Origin of the sequence: Pyxidicoccus xibeiensis (genome assembly GCF_024198175.1) — a bacterium.
GTDB lineage: Bacteria > Myxococcota > Myxococcia > Myxococcales > Myxococcaceae > Myxococcus > Myxococcus xibeiensis.
In genome coordinates this window covers 325214-339942 of record NZ_JAJVKV010000004.1, presented here as the reverse complement: position 1 = coordinate 339942, position 14729 = coordinate 325214, and the positions used below count along the sequence as shown (strand labels likewise).

The window sequence follows — 14729 nt, the reverse complement described above, 5'->3', positions numbered from 1 at the left end:
ACGTGAGCGCGCTTTGCTCTAGCGTGTCCTTCGACGGAGCCATCGCGAGGCCGCCGCGCTGCATGCTCGTAAATGTCGACCAAGCCGTACTTCACCCGCGGGGAGGCGCGCCGGTCCGCGCGCCAGGCCAAAGCCGACGCCCTCGACCCTGCCGAAGGCTCGCTCTGCATTCACCTCATGGCGACACCGGCCAGGCCTCGGGGGTGAGCCACTCCGGGTGGTGGACCCGGAGGTCCTCGCGGTCCATCGGAATGCCTCGCAGGTCATGGCCTGCGAGCAGCACCACGTCCGGCCGCGCGGAGAGCAGCGCACGCACCTGGTTGCGCACGTCCGCCGCTCGCTGGGGCTTCGAGGCGATGCGCTGAACGTCCTGGCTCTCCAGCCAGTCGCGATGCACCACCGCGTCACCCGCGAGCAGCACCGGGCCTGAGGGCAGGGAGACCCAGGCGAGCAGGTCCTCGCGGGTGTGCCCGCCACCGGCGAGCAGCACCACGCTGCCGTCACCGAAGAGGTCCACGCTCGCGTCGAAGGGCGGGAACGGGCGGGCACCTTCGAAGGACTCCTCGTGCCAGCGCTCCGTCCACCCGTGCTCGGCGGCGAAGCCGGCGGTGCCGGGCCCACCGATGATGCGCGCCTGCTGGAAGGCTCCCAGCTCCCCCACGTGGTCCTCATGAAGGTGTGACACGAGCACCTGACGCACGTCCTCCACGCGAAGGCCCGCTTCGTGGAGCTGGGCTGTCAGCAGCCGCTCCTCCCGGCCCCGGCTCTCGATGAGCCACTGCAGGGGCACGGGCAGGGCGCGCTCGCCCTCGCGGGCCACCTCCGGCGAGATGCCCGCGTCGAACAGCACCAGGCCCTGGGTCGGGTGCTCGAGGACGAAGGCGGGCGCGGGCCGCCACGGCCGCTGCGAGCCGACCAGGAGCGAGGACATGCGATTCATCGCCGTGTTGAAGACATGCAGGCGCAAGCCCTGCCGGGGCGGTGGCAGCGTGTACGGCGGGCCCGGGGGCGTGGTGCCCTCGACCTCGACGGGCCGGTAGGGCACCAGGGCCGCGGCGGCACACCCGAGCGCGAGCACTCCGAGGAGGGACAACATGGCCGCCAAGGCGGCGGGATGCAGCAGGGAGGGTCTTGCCATCGGAGCACCTTTCGATGGCTCCTTCATGCCCGCGACACGGCCCGTGCACCGTGACCGCGCTGACCGCACGGGTGACCGCGCTGACCGCCTCAGCCCCCTCGCGGCGTCCGGCCCGTCCAGCGGCGGAAGGCCCGGTGGAAGGCGCTGGGCTCCGAGAAGCCGAGCAGGAAGGCCAACTCTCCGAGCGACACTCCGGGGTTGCGGGTCAGCTCCAGCGCCAGCCCCCGGCGCAGCTCATCCACGACGCGCGCGAAGGTCGTCCCTTCCTCCTCCAGCCGGCGCCGCAGCGCCCGCGGCGACACGCCCAGCCGCCCCGCCACCTGCTCCAGCCGGGGGACGCCGTCCGCGAGCTGCCGCGCCACGTCCTCGCCGACCCGCGTGGACCAGGGGCGCGTGGCCCGTGCCTGGAGCAGCAGCTGCTCGACATGCCGGTCGAGCACGCTCGCGAGCGAGGCGTCCCCTCTGGGCAGCGCGGTGTCGAGCACTCCGGCCAGGAAGTGCAGCTCGGCCTCCTCGCCGCCGAAGCGCACGCCCTCGCCGAAGACGGCGCGGTGCAGCGACGTGTCCCTGGGCGCGGGGTGGGGGAGCAACACCCGTGCGGGCATGAGCGGCGTGTCCGCGAGCTGCAGGCACATGTTCATCCAACTGCCGAGCACGAACTCGACATACGAAGGCGGCATCCGCGCCTCGATGCCGGGGCGCAGGTAGCGGATGCGCACCTCGCCCCCGGCCTGGCTCAGCGTCACCCGGCTCCGGTCATTGAGCAGTCCGTGGTAGCGGCTGACACGCTCGAAGGCGGCGCGCAGGGTGGGGCTGGAGCGCGCGGCGTACTCGAGCGCTCCGAAGTCCCCGGGCACCAGCTCGCGCGCCACCCGCAGGCCCACGAGCGGGTCCACCTCGGCGGCGGCGCGCCAGAGTCCGGCGGCGGCCTCCAGCTCGATGCGGCCCTCCGCCTCCGGCAGTCCGGCCGGGAAGACGCGCGAGGCATCCACGCCCCGGGCGGCGAGGAAGCGCCGCAGCGGCCGCACGAAGTACGTCGCCACCGTCACCGTCTCGGGCACCGGGACACCTGGCAGTCGATGTGCTGGAAACCAGCCAGCGCGAACGTATCACTTCCGGATGGCGTGGCGGACGTCGTGAACGAGCTGACCGTTTTCGTCGTCGTGCGCGCGCCGTCGCATGAAGCCGCGGCGAAACGGATGCAGCGCCTTGTGCGCGGGCTCCTTCAACGCAGCGAACGACAGCAGACGGACTTCGTAGGGCTGGCCCACCTCTTCCAGCGCCCAGCACACCCTCATGTCCCGCGCCAGTCCCCTGCCGCGAGCGGGCGAGCGTTCAAAGGCGGTGACGGTGATGGTCATGTCCTGCTGCTTATCCGAAGTTGGTGAAGAGGCTGGTGCAGGCTCGGCTCGCGGAGCTTGCCACGACCGGGAAGAAGGTGGCAGCAGTCGATCTCGGTGGCGTATGAGCAGGCGCGCGGCAAGCAGGTGGTGGGTGAGACAGCCACGACGGGCTTCCAGGTTGGCGGTCGGTGCGGTGAGGAGGGCGGGCGTCCACCTGCCGGATGGCGTTGGAGCCCCACTACCTCGCGAGCAGTCTCCGCGTGCGCGGTGCGGAGCGCTGCACGAGGGACTTCATGGAGTCTGAGAGGTACCCACCGTCAGGCCGGCCCACGGCGCGAAGCTCCGTGGGCCGGGGAGCCGTCGCAGCTCAGCAGCCGCAGGTGCTCAGGACGTTCTGGTACTGGTATTCCGTGTGCGTGTAGGTACCGGCTTCATTGAAGCACGCGCGGTAGCTGTACTGCTGGGCGAAAGTGCCCGGGTTGTTGACGCGATAGGGATAGGAGCCGTCCTCGCAAGGAGGAGGAAGGAGCTCATCCGGCTCAGCGCCCGAGTCGTTCGCCGGAGCCCCCGCGAGCCACTCACCGTCGCAATGCCAGTAGAAGCCACAGCTTCGGTACTCACACGTGGTCGCGCCCGAGTTGTTCCACTCGGACCAGTTGGCGCAGGAGCCCAGCTCGGACTCCGCCTGCCCCAGGGCGTCCGCCTCCAGCGCCCCTGCTTCCGCGGGCGGCAGGTCTCCACCACAGGCCGTCAGCGCCAGGCTCGCTCCCACCAAAGTCATTGCACGCAAGAACATGATTGCGGACTTCATGGACAGCTCCTCTCCGGAGGGGTGTGGGGACCCGTCGGGAGCCCCCGGGTTCCGGTGACGCCCAGCTTAGTCAGGTTTGCAGGAGCAGATTGGAGCTGATGAACTAGTTGTGGGAATCCACTACGCCCATGGCAATGCGCAGATCTTCGACTTCGGTGTGGCGGACGGCACGTACTTCCTCGCCAGTGAGCACATCGAGGGGCCCAGCCTGCGCAGGGTCATCAAGCACCTGTCGGCCCAGCGGATGACTCTTCCGGCGACACTGTGTGCGCGCATCATCTCGCAGGCCTGCGAAGGGCTCGCCTACGCCCACGACCTCACCGACCCCCAGGCGAACCCGCCGCTGAGGCTCATCCACCGCTGCGTCAAGCCGGACAACATCCTCCTGTCGCACCAGGGGATGGCCAGGGTGGTGGGCTTCGGCACCGACGATTTCCGGGCCCGGTGGACCACCGAACATCTCGTCCCGAACTGGAGCAAGTACCTGTACATGGCGCCCGAGGGGGTAATGGGCCTGTCGTCGGACCGGCGGGTGGACGTCTACGCGCTCGGTCTGGTGCTCTACGAGCTGCTCACCGCGCGCAGGCCCTTTGACTCCATGCCTGTCATGGCCCTGATTGAGGCCATCGTCTTCAAGCCGATGGTGCCCGCCGAGCAGCACCGGCCGGACCTGCCCGGTGCCCTGCGAGCCATCCTCGCCCGGGCGCTCGCCAGGGAGCGGGACCAGCGTTACCCGGACTGCCGCGCGCTCCAGGCGGACCTGGAGGAATTCATCCTCTCGGTGGGTGAGCCGGTGACGCCGCAGCGGGTGGTCCAGCTCATCCAGCAGGTAACGGCGAGCGACGCCCCGACCGTCATCGCCCCGGCACCCCCGACGCTGTCCGGCGCCTCGCTGTCGGGCGGCCCACCGACGCACACGCCAGGGCCCGCGTCTGTGCGGCTCGATGACGACTCCAGGCCGGGGCCCACCTCGCGGACGCCACGCACGGACCTGCCAGATTCGCGCTCCCCGCCGTCCGAGGCCCCGCGGCCCGCCCCGGCTCCCGACGGCCCGGAGCCCCAGGCACGGCGCCGCTGGGGACGAGGTTGGCTCCTCGCGGCGGCAGCGGCCCTGGGGTTCCTGCTCGGAGGAGGGGGCACGCTCTGGGTGATGGGCGCTGCGGCCGAGCCGGAGAAGGCTCCCGCTCCGGCTCCGCGGCCCATGACTCCGGAGCCCGCCGTCGAGTGACCTCGCCCGTCATGCGCTGCCCGAGGACAGGGGGGCGCGGCTCGGGCTACTCCACCGTGAGCTGGCCGCCTTGCGAGTGATTCGCTGGCAGCGCGAATAGGCATCCACGAGCGAGGCCCGGATGGGGACGGCTTGCTCGTCCGGAGCGGGAGCAGGATGCGTGACACCCTTGAACCCGGGTGGAGGAGCCGAGGAAAAAGTAAAGATGGACTTCGGTTTGCGAATCAACTTCAAGAGTCGACCCAATGGATACCTTTCTCTCCACGTATCGCCTCTACGTTCAGCACGACGCCCCTCCGGCCTCCGGTGCTGCGCCCCAGATTCCAGCCGAGCTGAGAACTTATCTGGATACGGTGCAACGCAACAGCTACGCCGACGGCTTCTTCCAGTTCGTGTCGGCTGACTATTGCAGGCCGTATTTTTCCTTGTGGGGCCTGGACCCCGCGCACTGTCTGGGGTTCCTCAAGTGCGGGTTTGGACATGTGGTGTTTTATCACGAGGGCCAATACAAGGCGTTGAACCCGGTGCACAACTGCATTGATGAAGTCGGCACCGAGGGCGACCTTGAATTCGTGATGGACACCCTGCTTTGCGACAGGGAAGGCCTGGAAGCGTCGTACTTTATCGACGTATACGAAGCCGCCTTCCCGCGGCTTGGCGCGCCAGCGAGCAGCGAAATGTACGCGTTTGTCCCGGCGCTTGGCCTGGGCGGCTCGCGCGACGCCACGGCGGTGGAGAAGAAACCGATGCGTACCGAGATGGCGATATTGGCGCGGATATGAAACAGCGGGCGATACCGGGCTGACCGGCCCTGCCGCTGTTGCCATGCTTTCCCGGCGGCGCTGACCGCGCCAGCCAAGGTGCGGCTTCTCGAGCAGGTGTCGCGCGCCCCAGGAGTCACGCCTTGTCCTACCGTTCCCGATACTTGTTGACGACTTTCATTGGCACGCTCCTCCTGTGCTGCGTTCCCTTGCCGTCATGGGGGCAGACGCCCTCCTCCGCGAAGCCCACGCGCATTGCCCTCCGCGCCGCGAGGCTCTTCGATGGGAAGAGTGACCGGGTCCTGCCGGATGCAGTCGTGCTCATCGAAGGCCCGAGCATCCAGGCCGTGGGCACCGGCCTCTCCATCCCCTCGGGAACACGGGTCATCGACCTGGGCGACGTCACCCTGCTGCCCGGGCTGATTGACGCGCACTCGCACCTGCTGCTGGACCTCGACCCGGAGAACGGAGGCGACGGCATGGTCTCCACCGTCACCCAGAGCAGCACCGCCGAGCGCGCGCTCCTGGGCGCGAAGCTGGGCCGCGAAATGCTTGAGGCGGGTGTCACCACGGTGCGCGACGTCGGCAACTCGGGGGTCAACGGCGACGTGGCGCTGCGCAACGCCATCCAGCGCGGCTGGGTGCAGGGCCCGCGCATCTCCGCCTGCACCCGCGCGCTCGCTCCACAGGGCGGGCAGTTCCCCGCGCTCCAGCTTCCGGCTCAGCCCCTCATCGAGCAGGAGTACGTCACCATCTCCGGTGTAGAGGAGGCCCGGCGCGCCGTGCGGCAGGCCATCCTGGACGGCGCGGACTGCATCAAGGTCATTGTCGACAACGGGCACAACCTCCTCTCCTTGGAGGAGCTGAAGGTCATCGTCGAGGAGGCCCACCGCAAGAAGCGCCCGGTGGCGGCGCACACCACCACCGACGAGAGCATTCGCATCGCGGTCCAGGCGGGCGTCGACTCCATCGAGCACGGGTACTCCCTTCCCGATGACGTGCTGGCGCCCATGGTCCGCAATCGCACCTTCCTGGTGCCGACTGATGGCCCGATGGACGTGTGTGACTCGTTCGAGGCCCAGCCCGGCAACGCGGAGCGCCAGCGCAAGCAGAAGGAGCGCTGCAAGAAGGCCATTGCCAGGGCCAATGACCGCCTCCGCCGTGCGGTGGCCGCGGGTGTCCGGATTGCCGCGGGCTCGGACATGTACATCGTGATGCCAGGGCTGACGCGAGGGCAGGCCAGCGTGAAGTGGGTCATCGCCTATGCCGAGGCGGGTCTCAAGCCCTTGGACATCCTGCGCGCCGCGACAGTGAACGCGGCGGAGCTGCTGCGCATGCAGGACCAGATTGGCTCGCTCGGACCGAACAAGCTCGCGGACCTGCTCGCGGTGGAGGGGAATCCGCTGAAGGACATCGGGGCGCTGAAGCAGGTGCGGTTCGTGATGAAGGACGGGCAGGTGGTCCTGGACGCCCGTGCTCGAGAGAAGCAGGTGGATGCGTCGACACGCTGAGCGGCACCTCCCCCAGCGCGTCACGGTGCGGCCCCCTCCTCGCGTGGCGAGGTGGCCCCGACTCGTGGCCGCCGGCCTCGCAGGCGCAGTGGCGCTGAGCGCCGGAGGGCTGCTGAGGGGGAGTCCCTCCGAAGAGCCCGCGGCGGCCCACCTCGCGGAGGAGGATGAGTCCAGGGATGGCGGCGCCGTGGCCGTCGGGGACTCCGTGCTGACGGCGCCGGTGGCACCCGAGCGAGCCCCCTCCCTGTGGGCCTCCATCGCGCAGGACCTGCCGCCGAAGCCCCTTCAAGGTCAGCGGCGCCCGGACGCCAAGGGCCGCTGTCCCGGCAAGGAGCAGGTCGCCATCAACGGCGGTTGTTGGGCGAAGCTGCCCGCGGACGTGAAGGACTGTGATGACAGGGGCGGCTTTGCATACAGGAGCGCGTGCTATTTCCCTGTCATGGTCAAGCCACGCCCTGCCACCTCGGGCCCCGCGGATGGCGATGGCAGTCCATAGCCAGTTGCTCCATCGCTCGCCGGCATGACGCGCGTTTTGATGCAGGCACGGCGAGTTCCTGCGTTCAAAGTGTCCACCATGTCCTGGCGCATCGTCCTTGTCTTCTGCCTCCTCTCGCTGCTGTCCCCCCAGGCGGTGGCCCAGGAGGCGCGTCCGGCTGGAAAGTCCGTGCTCCTGCTCATCCCCGAGGATACGGCGCTGCCCGCCATGGCGACGCTCGTCGCCAATCTCCGCTCCTCCTTGTGGGAGGCCCAGGGCGGCTCCATCACCCTGGATGTCGAGAGCCTGGACCTGGGTTGGGCCCGCGGGCCTGCCTACACACACGCCCTGTACACCTGGTATCTGGCCAAGTACCGGGAGCGCCGGCCGGATGCCCTCATCGCCTTCCGCTCCGACGCCATCCAACTGGCCCTGCAACTGCGCCGGGAGCTGTGGCCGGATGTCCCGACGGGTTCACCGGCGCTGGCGGCGCTCAACAACTATTCGGTGTGGGTCATCTACGCCAATGCGGCCGGGCAGCTCTTCTACAACGTGCTCTCGGGCGTGAACAGCTGGCAAACCCAGCTCCAGCTCATCCCCTCGAACAAGGACTCGGGCACCAACTTGCTGTCCAACGCGCCCAGCGCAGCGGTCTACAACGGCCAGATCTACGTCGCGTACAAGGCGCACGGCCACAACAACATCTGGTACAACGCCTCGTCTGACGGGAACAGCTGGGGCCCCCAGACACAGGCTTCGAACGGAGGGCTGAACGGCTCTCCCTCGCTCGTTGCATTCAACAACTCTCTGTACCTGTTTCACACCGGCGATTCCAATGACGGAAAGCTGGGCTGCACCGTCATGTCCTCGAACGGCACTTGGTGCAATGACACCCAGATCTACCAGGATACCAGCAACAGCGCCGTCTTGACGGCTGCCAACATCGGCCCGTCCGCGACGGTATTCAATGGCCGCATCTATTGCTTCATCAACGCAAAGAACTCAGCACTGGGCTACGTCATCATCGACTCGAGCATGACGTTCGGCACGAACAACCATCCCACCGTACCCCTTTTCACCGTCTACACGAGCACCGGCGCCACGGCGATCCAGACCACCTCTCCGGGCGCGGTTGCTTACAACGGCGCCCTCTACAGCTTCGTCAACAGTCCGAGCAATTCGCTCGACTACGTGAGCTCGACAAACCCGCCAACCGCCCCTGACACCAGCGGGGTGGGCTGGGGCTCGCTGCAGCAAGCAGGCTTCGGCGGAGCGACCGGCAACGGCGGTGGCAGCGTGCTGGGAGTGGTCGTCGAGCAGACCGCGGCCATCGCGGAGCCCTTCATCGGCGCCTACCTGGTGCCGGGCAACCTGGCCAACACGGCGTTCATCGAGCAGGGCGCGAACGGGCCCAAGTGGGTGAAGCCCACCTGGACGCTGGTGACTGACGTCTAGTCAAGCTCGCCCCCCGCGCTCGATGAGACCGGTGATGCCTGCTATTCATACGCCTCGTGACCACGCACGTCGGCAAATACCAGCGCATCCACCGGCTCGTCGAAGGCATCATCGAGGATTATCTGGCCAGGGCCACCGGCCCGCGGGGCGTCGAGAAGACGCTGGTGCTCCACTGCCTCCGGCCGGACATGGTCGAGGACGTGGGGTTCCCGGAGATCTTCCTCGACATGGCGAGGGAGGCCGCCCTTCTCTCGCACCCGCACCTCGCGCAGGTCTTCGACTTCGGTGTGGCGGACGGCACGTACTTCCTCGCCAGTGAGCGCATCGAGGGGCCCAGCCTGCGCAGGGTCATCAAGCACCTGTCGGCCCAGCGGATGACCCTTCCGGCGACACTGTGTGCGCGCATCATCTCGCAGGCCTGCGAGGGGCTCGCCTACGTCCACGACGTCACCGACCCCCAGACGAACCCGCCGCAGAGGCTCATCCACCGCTGCGTCAGGCCGGACAACATCCTCCTGTCGCACCAGGGGATGGCCAGGGTGGTGGGCTTCGGCACCGACTATTTCCGGGACCGGTGGACCACCGAACGGTTCACTCCCAGCTGGAGCAAGTACCTGTATATGGCGCCCGAGGGGGTAATGGGCCGGTCGTCGGACCGGCGGGTGGACGTATACGCGCTCGGTCTGGTGCTCTACGAGCTGCTCACCGCGCGCAGGCCCTTTGACGCCACGTCCGGCAAGAAGCTGTTTGACGCCATCGTATCCGAGCCGATGGTGCCCGCCGAGCAGCACCGGCCGGACCTGCCCGATGCCCTGCGAGCCATCCTCGCCCGGGCGCTCGCCCAGGAGCGGGACCAGCGTTACCCGGACTGCCGCGCGCTCCAGGCGGACCTGGAGGAGTTCATCCTCTCGGTGGGTGAGCCGGTGACGCCGCAGCAGGTGGTCCAGCTCATCCAGCAGGTAACGGCGGGAGACGCCCCGACCGTCATCGCCCCGGCGCCCCCGACGCCGTCCGGCGCCTCGCTGTCGGGCGGTCCACCGACGCACACGCCAGGGCCCGCGTCTGTGCGGCTCGATGACGACTCCAGCCCGGGGCCCGCCCCGCGGACGCCACGGACGGACCTGCCAGACCCGCGCTCCCCGCTGGCCGATGCCCCGCGGCCCGCCCCGGCTCCCGACGGCCCGGAGGCCCGGGCACGACCCCGCTGGGGACGAGGTTGGCTCCTCGCGGCGGCCGCGGCCCTGGGGTTCCTGCTCGGAGGCGGTGTCACGCTGTGGGCGATGGGCGCTGCGGCCGAGCCGGAGAAGGCTCCCGCTCCGGCTCCGCGGCCCATGACTCCGGAGCCCGCCCTCGAGTGACCTCGCCGGTCATGAGCTGCCCGAGGACAGGGGGCGCGGTTCGGGCTACTCCACCGTGAGCGGGAACCGGGCGGAGGCCGGATGGCCCGTCACCGCGAGGACGCGAGGCTCTTCTTTGCCCTGGAACTGCCAGGCGCACGGCTCGACGGTGATGGTCAGCGGTCCCGAGCCCTCGCCGCGGGGGGTGAAGGTCACCTCCAGCTCCGCGGTGGCCCCTCCCTCCAGTCCGGCGGTATCCCCCACGAGGTCCACGCGGTTCTGACCCACCAGCGGCAGCGGCTGGCCGCGATACCGCACGCTCACGTCTACGACACGAGCGCCGACGAGCACCCCGGACACCCGGACCCGCACCCTCTCACATGCGGTCCCGTCATTGCGCACCACCGCCCGCCACGTCTCGGCCACCGGCGCGGACACGGTCAGCGGCGCAGAGGTGTGCTCGGTCCAGTGGATGGCGGGCGTCTTGTAACCCATGTGCATGAGTGGCGCGCCCGGGCGCACCGGACGGTTCGAGGCGTGGCGGTGCAAGGGGTGTCCGGGCGCGGCGGTGAGCAGGAAGAGCGCGTCACTGTCCGCGGCGCCCACCCACCACTGGTCAGGCCCCGCGGGCGTCACGGACACGAAGTCGGACCACTCCCCCTCGAGCGTCTCGAGCACCTGGAGCCCGGGCAGGGACACCAGGAGGGTCTTGTCCTGGACGAAGAGGAGCGCCCGGGCCGCGTCGAGGACGCACACCCCTTTACCGCCCCAGGTCAGGTCCTCCTCCTCCTCCTCCTCATCCACCTCGCTCCCCGGGAGGGAGCCGAGCAGGGTGCCGTCGAGCGCGAAGTGGAGGAGCGTCGTCCGCCGGTAGTCGATGATGAGCAGGAGGAGCACGCCGTGGGGCGTGGCCTGGGCCCGCCAGATGTCCTGCTCATGGCCCGGCTCCACCTGGAGCGCTCCCTCCGGCTGAGCCGCCCCCGCGCGGAGCACGTAGACGCGGCCCCGGCCCTTCTCCACGACGGTGATGCCAAAGGGGCTCGTGTCGAGGAATGCCCCATCGGGGGACTGACGGTGGGGGCGCCCCTCGGAGTACCCCTGCCCGTGCCTGGCGGAGACGGGCTTGGGCAGGGGCATGGGCTTCCACTGCTGCCCGGACCCATCGGTCGTGAAGAGGGTGGTCAGCTTGAGGGCGCCGTCCACCACCGTTCCGATGAGCCGGTCCCCATCGGTGGTGAGGTCGAAGCACTCCCTCGGAGAGGCCTGGACGGGAGCGCTCGCGCCGGCCCCCACGGAGAAGACACGCCTGTCCCCGCCTCCTACCCAGATGTCCTCTGCCTCGCCGAGCGCGGCGAGGAACACGGGCGCGGACGGAGGATTCGGCACGTCTCCGCTGACCTCCCGGCGCACGCCTTCGGCTCCGTGGAGGACGATGAGCCGATGCGGTCTGAGGTCGAACAACCACGGTCCACGGGTCAGAAGACGGCGTATCGGGTACATGGCCCTGCATCCTACCCATAGACGGCTTGCCTCCCACGCGCTCGCGCAAGCCCGCTCGCGCGGCGCTTCGCGGCCGAGGTCGGCCCGCGCCCTCACGCAACAGGGCGTTGCCGCTGCGGGCCTTCGAAGTGGACCGGTGCGCTACCTGCGGCGCGCCGAGCGCTCCCACGCTTCGCCATCTTCGAGCAGCCGTTCGCGGGTCTTCAGTGCGAGCCCCGGGGACCACGGGAAATGCGCCTTCACGAGCTCGAGCCACATTCGTAGCTCCTGACGCTGGCTCACGGCTGCGCCCCAGATGAACTCAGGCCGCCGTGCAAGCCACACGTTGGGAATCCACTCGTTGGTGTCTTCGCTCTCGACGCACTGTGCTTGAAACGCGTCGTGGTGACGGTTCAGCTCGCGGCACCTTGTTTCGATGTCCGCGTCGGTCAGGTCGCCCACGAGCAACTCACAGAGCAGCGCAGTGGCGCGAAGGTGCCGATTCTCGCTGGCCTGTTGCAGCTCCCGACAGGTTGAGGGCAACAACTCGAGCGGGGCACGCGCGTCACCTGCGTCGAGCAATGCGAAGCTGTCGGTCGTCAGATTGCAGAGCGCTTGTGACGCGGGCGTTCCTCGCGACGCTTCCCAGCCATTCCAGCTCAAGAGCTCGATGCACGCCGTGAGGATGGAGAACCACCGGTGGCGCGGGGAGGTGCTGGCCTCCGAGTGGGAAAGCAGGAGGTTCTCGGTGATTTCGAAGCTGTTGAGCAGGAGGCCGCCGTCGCGCAGGAGCTCAGGCGCCCCTCCTGCCAGGACGCGCTCATATGCGGCCACGTACCCGGGGTGGCCCGGGTCACTCATGACGAGCTGCGGCAGGTCTTCGCTCGAAAGACACGTTCGAGCGCGCTCCAGGAGCGCTCCGAGCGACGCGAGTTTCGTGAAGTCGTCCACCGACGAAGCATGCCACGCTCGCTGTGAAGGGGCTCTGACATCCGCCTTCGTTCCATGGGTGGAGCAGTGCTGCCAGCCCGCCCTGGCCCATGCTCAGGCCTGTCCTCCGGGATGCAGGCGCTCCTCCCATCCCGGAGGACACGGCGGGCTTCAGGGCGACAGCCTCAGCAGGAGGCTGAGGCTTCCCCCGTCAGCGGTGTACTCCGTCTGGTCCACGCGGATGACCTCCGACTCCTCCAGGATACCCCCGAAGAACACCTCCCCCGAAGGCGTCAGGCCCAGCATCGTCCGCTCCAGTCCATCTCCCATGGCGCGAGACCAGCGGTGGCTGCCGTCGGGAGCGTAGCTGGCCACGTAGGTGCTCTCCTCGCCGGCCTCGTAGGGATTCAAGGTGCCGCCGCCCAGGTCCGTCTCGTAGCCGAACCCGCCCGACGTCACCAGGTTGCCTTGCGCGTCCGCGACGAGGCTGGAGCCGTATTCGCCATGGACGCCGCCGTACAGCCGCCCCCAGCGGTCCGTCGAGGAGGGTTCCAGCACGCCCAGCACCATGTCCGGGTCTTCGGTGGGGTTCGACAGCGACGTGCCCGCGAAGGTGAAGGTGCCACGGACATGACCGGTGAACGCCACCGCGCCACCTGGCATCGCCGCCACCCCCGTGATGTGGCCCCGCGCCCCGTCGAGCAGGCGCACCCAGTGGCGCTCTCCCGTGGGGAGGAAGCGCGCGATGAAGGGCGTCATCCACGAGGCGGAGCCCAGGTCATTGACGCTGCTCGTGGTTCCGCCGACCAGGACGTACCCCTGGCTGTCGGTCGCCACGGCCAGCCCCAGCGTGTCCCAATCCTCGCCCGTGGCGAAGGCGTGGGACCACAGGTGCGTTCCCTCCCAGGAGAACTTCGCGAGGAACATCCCCCGACGGCCGTAGGCCCCATGGCTGGAGGGCCCCGCGTCCAGGGGACCTCCTCCCAGGTCCGTGCGGCCCCGGAAGCCACCGGTGACGATGATGCTGCCGTTGGCGTCGGTGGCGACGTCAGTGGCCGAGATGAGTGCCGGCGTGGTCGTGCCTTGCTCATGGGTGAAGGCGCGGAAGGCCTTGGCCCAGACGAACTGGCCGGTGGGGCTGAACTTCGCGATGAACAGGCCCTGGTTGCCGGGACCCGTTCCGGGGATGAGTCCCGTGCCGAAGTCCAGCGGGCCCGTGAAGTTCCCGTGCACGAGCAGGTTGCCCAGGGGCGTCATCACCAGCCCTCCGAGTGTCCGCCAGCCCCCGCTGGCCTCGGGGTAGTTCTGCATCCATACCCGGGAGCCATTGGCGTCGTAGCGGGTCAGCCGCATCCCTGTCCCTGCGTCCGTGGAGTAGTTCGACAGGGTGGCGAAGCCGCCGCTGCCATCCATGGCCAGGCCGCGATGGAGCGCGTCGCTGCGAAGGACCTGGGTGACGTCGCCGCCCGTGCCCTGGTGCTGGCACCGGGGTTGCGTCTCTTTGATTCGCAGCCGCAGCTCCGGGGCAAAGCCGTACACGGGATATCGGGTCGAGGCGAAGTCCGCGCCATCACCCACCTCGGGCACGAGGGCGAAGCTGTACAGGCCATTGCCCGTCACGTGGGCCGTGACGTCGTACTCCACGAAGCTGGCGGAGGCGATGGGGCCCACGTTCGCCAGCGGCGTGCCGATGAGGGCAGGGCGGTTGTTCCACGTGAGGGAGTAGGGGGACCAGTCCGTACCGGTGGCATACACGGCGGGGCCGTTGCTCGAGCCATCCACGGCGTAGAGCCGCAGCTTCGCCTGGAGGATGGCGGTGGTCTCGGCGGTATCCACCCGGAAGCGCAGGTAGGCCTCCTGCCGGGGGGTGCCGTCGGAGATGAGCACCGTGGACGTGTCGTGCGGCGTGTCCGGCGCGTCCTGCACGACGTACGTGTCTGCCGTCATGCGCGCCGTGCTGTTGTACTCGCGGCCCAGGTCCTCGCAGCCGGGTGGAAGCGACTGCGCCTCCACCGCCGCGGCCTGGGACCGCTGCTCCCCGGTCCCCGCTTCCACCACGCCACCACAGCCCACCGCCATCCCCAGGATGGGCAACACGCCCAGTCCTTTCCTCCACTGCTTCACACTCACTCGCGCCTCCCGGGCTCAGGGTTCGGCGCAAGCCGATTGCATTCGCAGTGCCAATGGCAGGCGTGATTGGGGTGCGGAAATCCGTGCGGGAGTCGACTGTGTCCGGCCTCTGCGGGCGCCTTTCTTTCCCT

General features: G+C 69.0%; 13 protein-coding genes. 6 read left to right on the top strand and 7 right to left on the bottom strand.

The window, feature by feature from the left end; all coding sequences use genetic code 11:
* Positions 1–175 precede the first annotated feature (175 nt).
* The 4 genes from LXT23_RS19220 to LXT23_RS19205 all read right to left on the bottom strand — a co-directional run bounded on the left by LXT23_RS19220 (position 176) and on the right by LXT23_RS19205 (position 3292).
* A complete protein-coding gene (locus LXT23_RS19220) occupies positions 176–1138 on the bottom strand; it encodes an MBL fold metallo-hydrolase (RefSeq protein WP_253981659.1) in 963 nt (320 codons plus the stop codon).
* Positions 1139–1227: 89 nt separating this feature from the next.
* Positions 1228–2199: an AraC family transcriptional regulator gene (locus tag LXT23_RS19215; protein ID WP_253981658.1), complete on the bottom strand. Its 972-nt coding sequence runs from the start codon at positions 2197–2199 to the stop codon at positions 1228–1230.
* Between the two features lie 48 nt (positions 2200–2247).
* Entirely contained in the window at positions 2248–2499 is a 252-nt protein-coding gene (locus LXT23_RS19210) for a thioredoxin domain-containing protein (protein ID WP_253981657.1), read from the bottom strand.
* A 349-nt stretch (positions 2500–2848) separates the two neighbouring features.
* Positions 2849–3292: a hypothetical protein gene (locus LXT23_RS19205; RefSeq protein WP_253981656.1), complete on the bottom strand. Its 444-nt coding sequence runs from the start codon at positions 3290–3292 to the stop codon at positions 2849–2851.
* A 109-nt stretch (positions 3293–3401) separates the two neighbouring features.
* On the opposite strand from LXT23_RS19205, the gene LXT23_RS19200 reads away from it, so the two are divergent.
* The 6 genes from LXT23_RS19200 to LXT23_RS19175 all read left to right on the top strand — a co-directional run bounded on the left by LXT23_RS19200 (position 3402) and on the right by LXT23_RS19175 (position 10080).
* Positions 3402–4520, top strand: coding sequence for a serine/threonine protein kinase (locus LXT23_RS19200; protein WP_253981655.1), 1119 nt, complete (start codon positions 3402–3404; stop codon positions 4518–4520).
* Between the two features lie 245 nt (positions 4521–4765).
* Positions 4766–5302, top strand: coding sequence for a T6SS immunity protein Tdi1 domain-containing protein (locus LXT23_RS19195; RefSeq protein ID WP_253981654.1), 537 nt, complete (start codon positions 4766–4768; stop codon positions 5300–5302).
* A 296-nt stretch (positions 5303–5598) separates the two neighbouring features.
* Positions 5599–6792, top strand: coding sequence for an amidohydrolase family protein (locus LXT23_RS19190; RefSeq protein WP_253981653.1), 1194 nt, complete (start codon positions 5599–5601; stop codon positions 6790–6792).
* The gene (locus LXT23_RS19185) at positions 6776–7288 is read left to right on the top strand and encodes a hypothetical protein (protein ID WP_253981652.1); all 513 of its coding nucleotides are present in this window, start codon (positions 6776–6778) and stop codon (positions 7286–7288) included. The genes LXT23_RS19190 and LXT23_RS19185 overlap by 17 nt, the downstream gene beginning before the upstream one ends.
* 78 nt (positions 7289–7366) lie before the next feature.
* Complete coding sequence (locus LXT23_RS19180) at positions 7367–8722, top strand: hypothetical protein (protein ID WP_253981651.1); 1356 nt, start codon at positions 7367–7369, stop codon at positions 8720–8722.
* Positions 8723–8778: 56 nt separating this feature from the next.
* Complete coding sequence (locus LXT23_RS19175; RefSeq protein ID WP_253981650.1) at positions 8779–10080, top strand: serine/threonine protein kinase; 1302 nt, start codon at positions 8779–8781, stop codon at positions 10078–10080.
* 45 nt (positions 10081–10125) lie between these two features.
* On the opposite strand, the gene LXT23_RS19170 is transcribed toward LXT23_RS19175, so the two are convergent.
* The 3 genes from LXT23_RS19170 to LXT23_RS19160 all read right to left on the bottom strand — a co-directional run bounded on the left by LXT23_RS19170 (position 10126) and on the right by LXT23_RS19160 (position 14598).
* Positions 10126–11445, bottom strand: a complete 1320-nt coding sequence (locus tag LXT23_RS19170; RefSeq protein WP_253981649.1) for a hypothetical protein — start codon at positions 11443–11445, stop codon at positions 10126–10128.
* A gap of 255 nt (positions 11446–11700) precedes the next feature.
* The gene (locus LXT23_RS19165) at positions 11701–12489 is read right to left on the bottom strand and encodes a hypothetical protein (protein WP_253981648.1); all 789 of its coding nucleotides are present in this window, start codon (positions 12487–12489) and stop codon (positions 11701–11703) included.
* A gap of 150 nt (positions 12490–12639) precedes the next feature.
* Positions 12640–14598 carry a CBM96 family carbohydrate-binding protein gene (locus tag LXT23_RS19160; protein WP_253981647.1) on the bottom strand — a complete coding sequence of 653 codons (1959 nt, stop codon included), beginning with the start codon at positions 14596–14598 and terminating at the stop codon, positions 12640–12642.
* Positions 14599–14729 lie beyond the last annotated feature (131 nt).

Bases quoted from the DNA above. Each gene is read 5' to 3' on its own strand.
- LXT23_RS19220 (WP_253981659.1), bottom strand. From the start codon at position 1,138: ATGGCAAGACCCTCCCTGCTGCATCCCGCCGCCTTGGCGGCCATGTTG.
- LXT23_RS19210 (WP_253981657.1), bottom strand. From the start codon at position 2,499: ATGACCATCACCGTCACCGCCTTTGAACGCTCGCCCGCTCGCGGCAGG.
- LXT23_RS19205 (WP_253981656.1), bottom strand. From the start codon at position 3,292: ATGAAGTCCGCAATCATGTTCTTGCGTGCAATGACTTTGGTGGGAGCG.
- LXT23_RS19195 (WP_253981654.1), top strand. From the start codon at position 4,766: ATGGATACCTTTCTCTCCACGTATCGCCTCTACGTTCAGCACGACGCC.
- LXT23_RS19185 (WP_253981652.1), top strand. From the start codon at position 6,776: ATGCGTCGACACGCTGAGCGGCACCTCCCCCAGCGCGTCACGGTGCGG.
- LXT23_RS19180 (WP_253981651.1), top strand. From the start codon at position 7,367: ATGTCCTGGCGCATCGTCCTTGTCTTCTGCCTCCTCTCGCTGCTGTCC.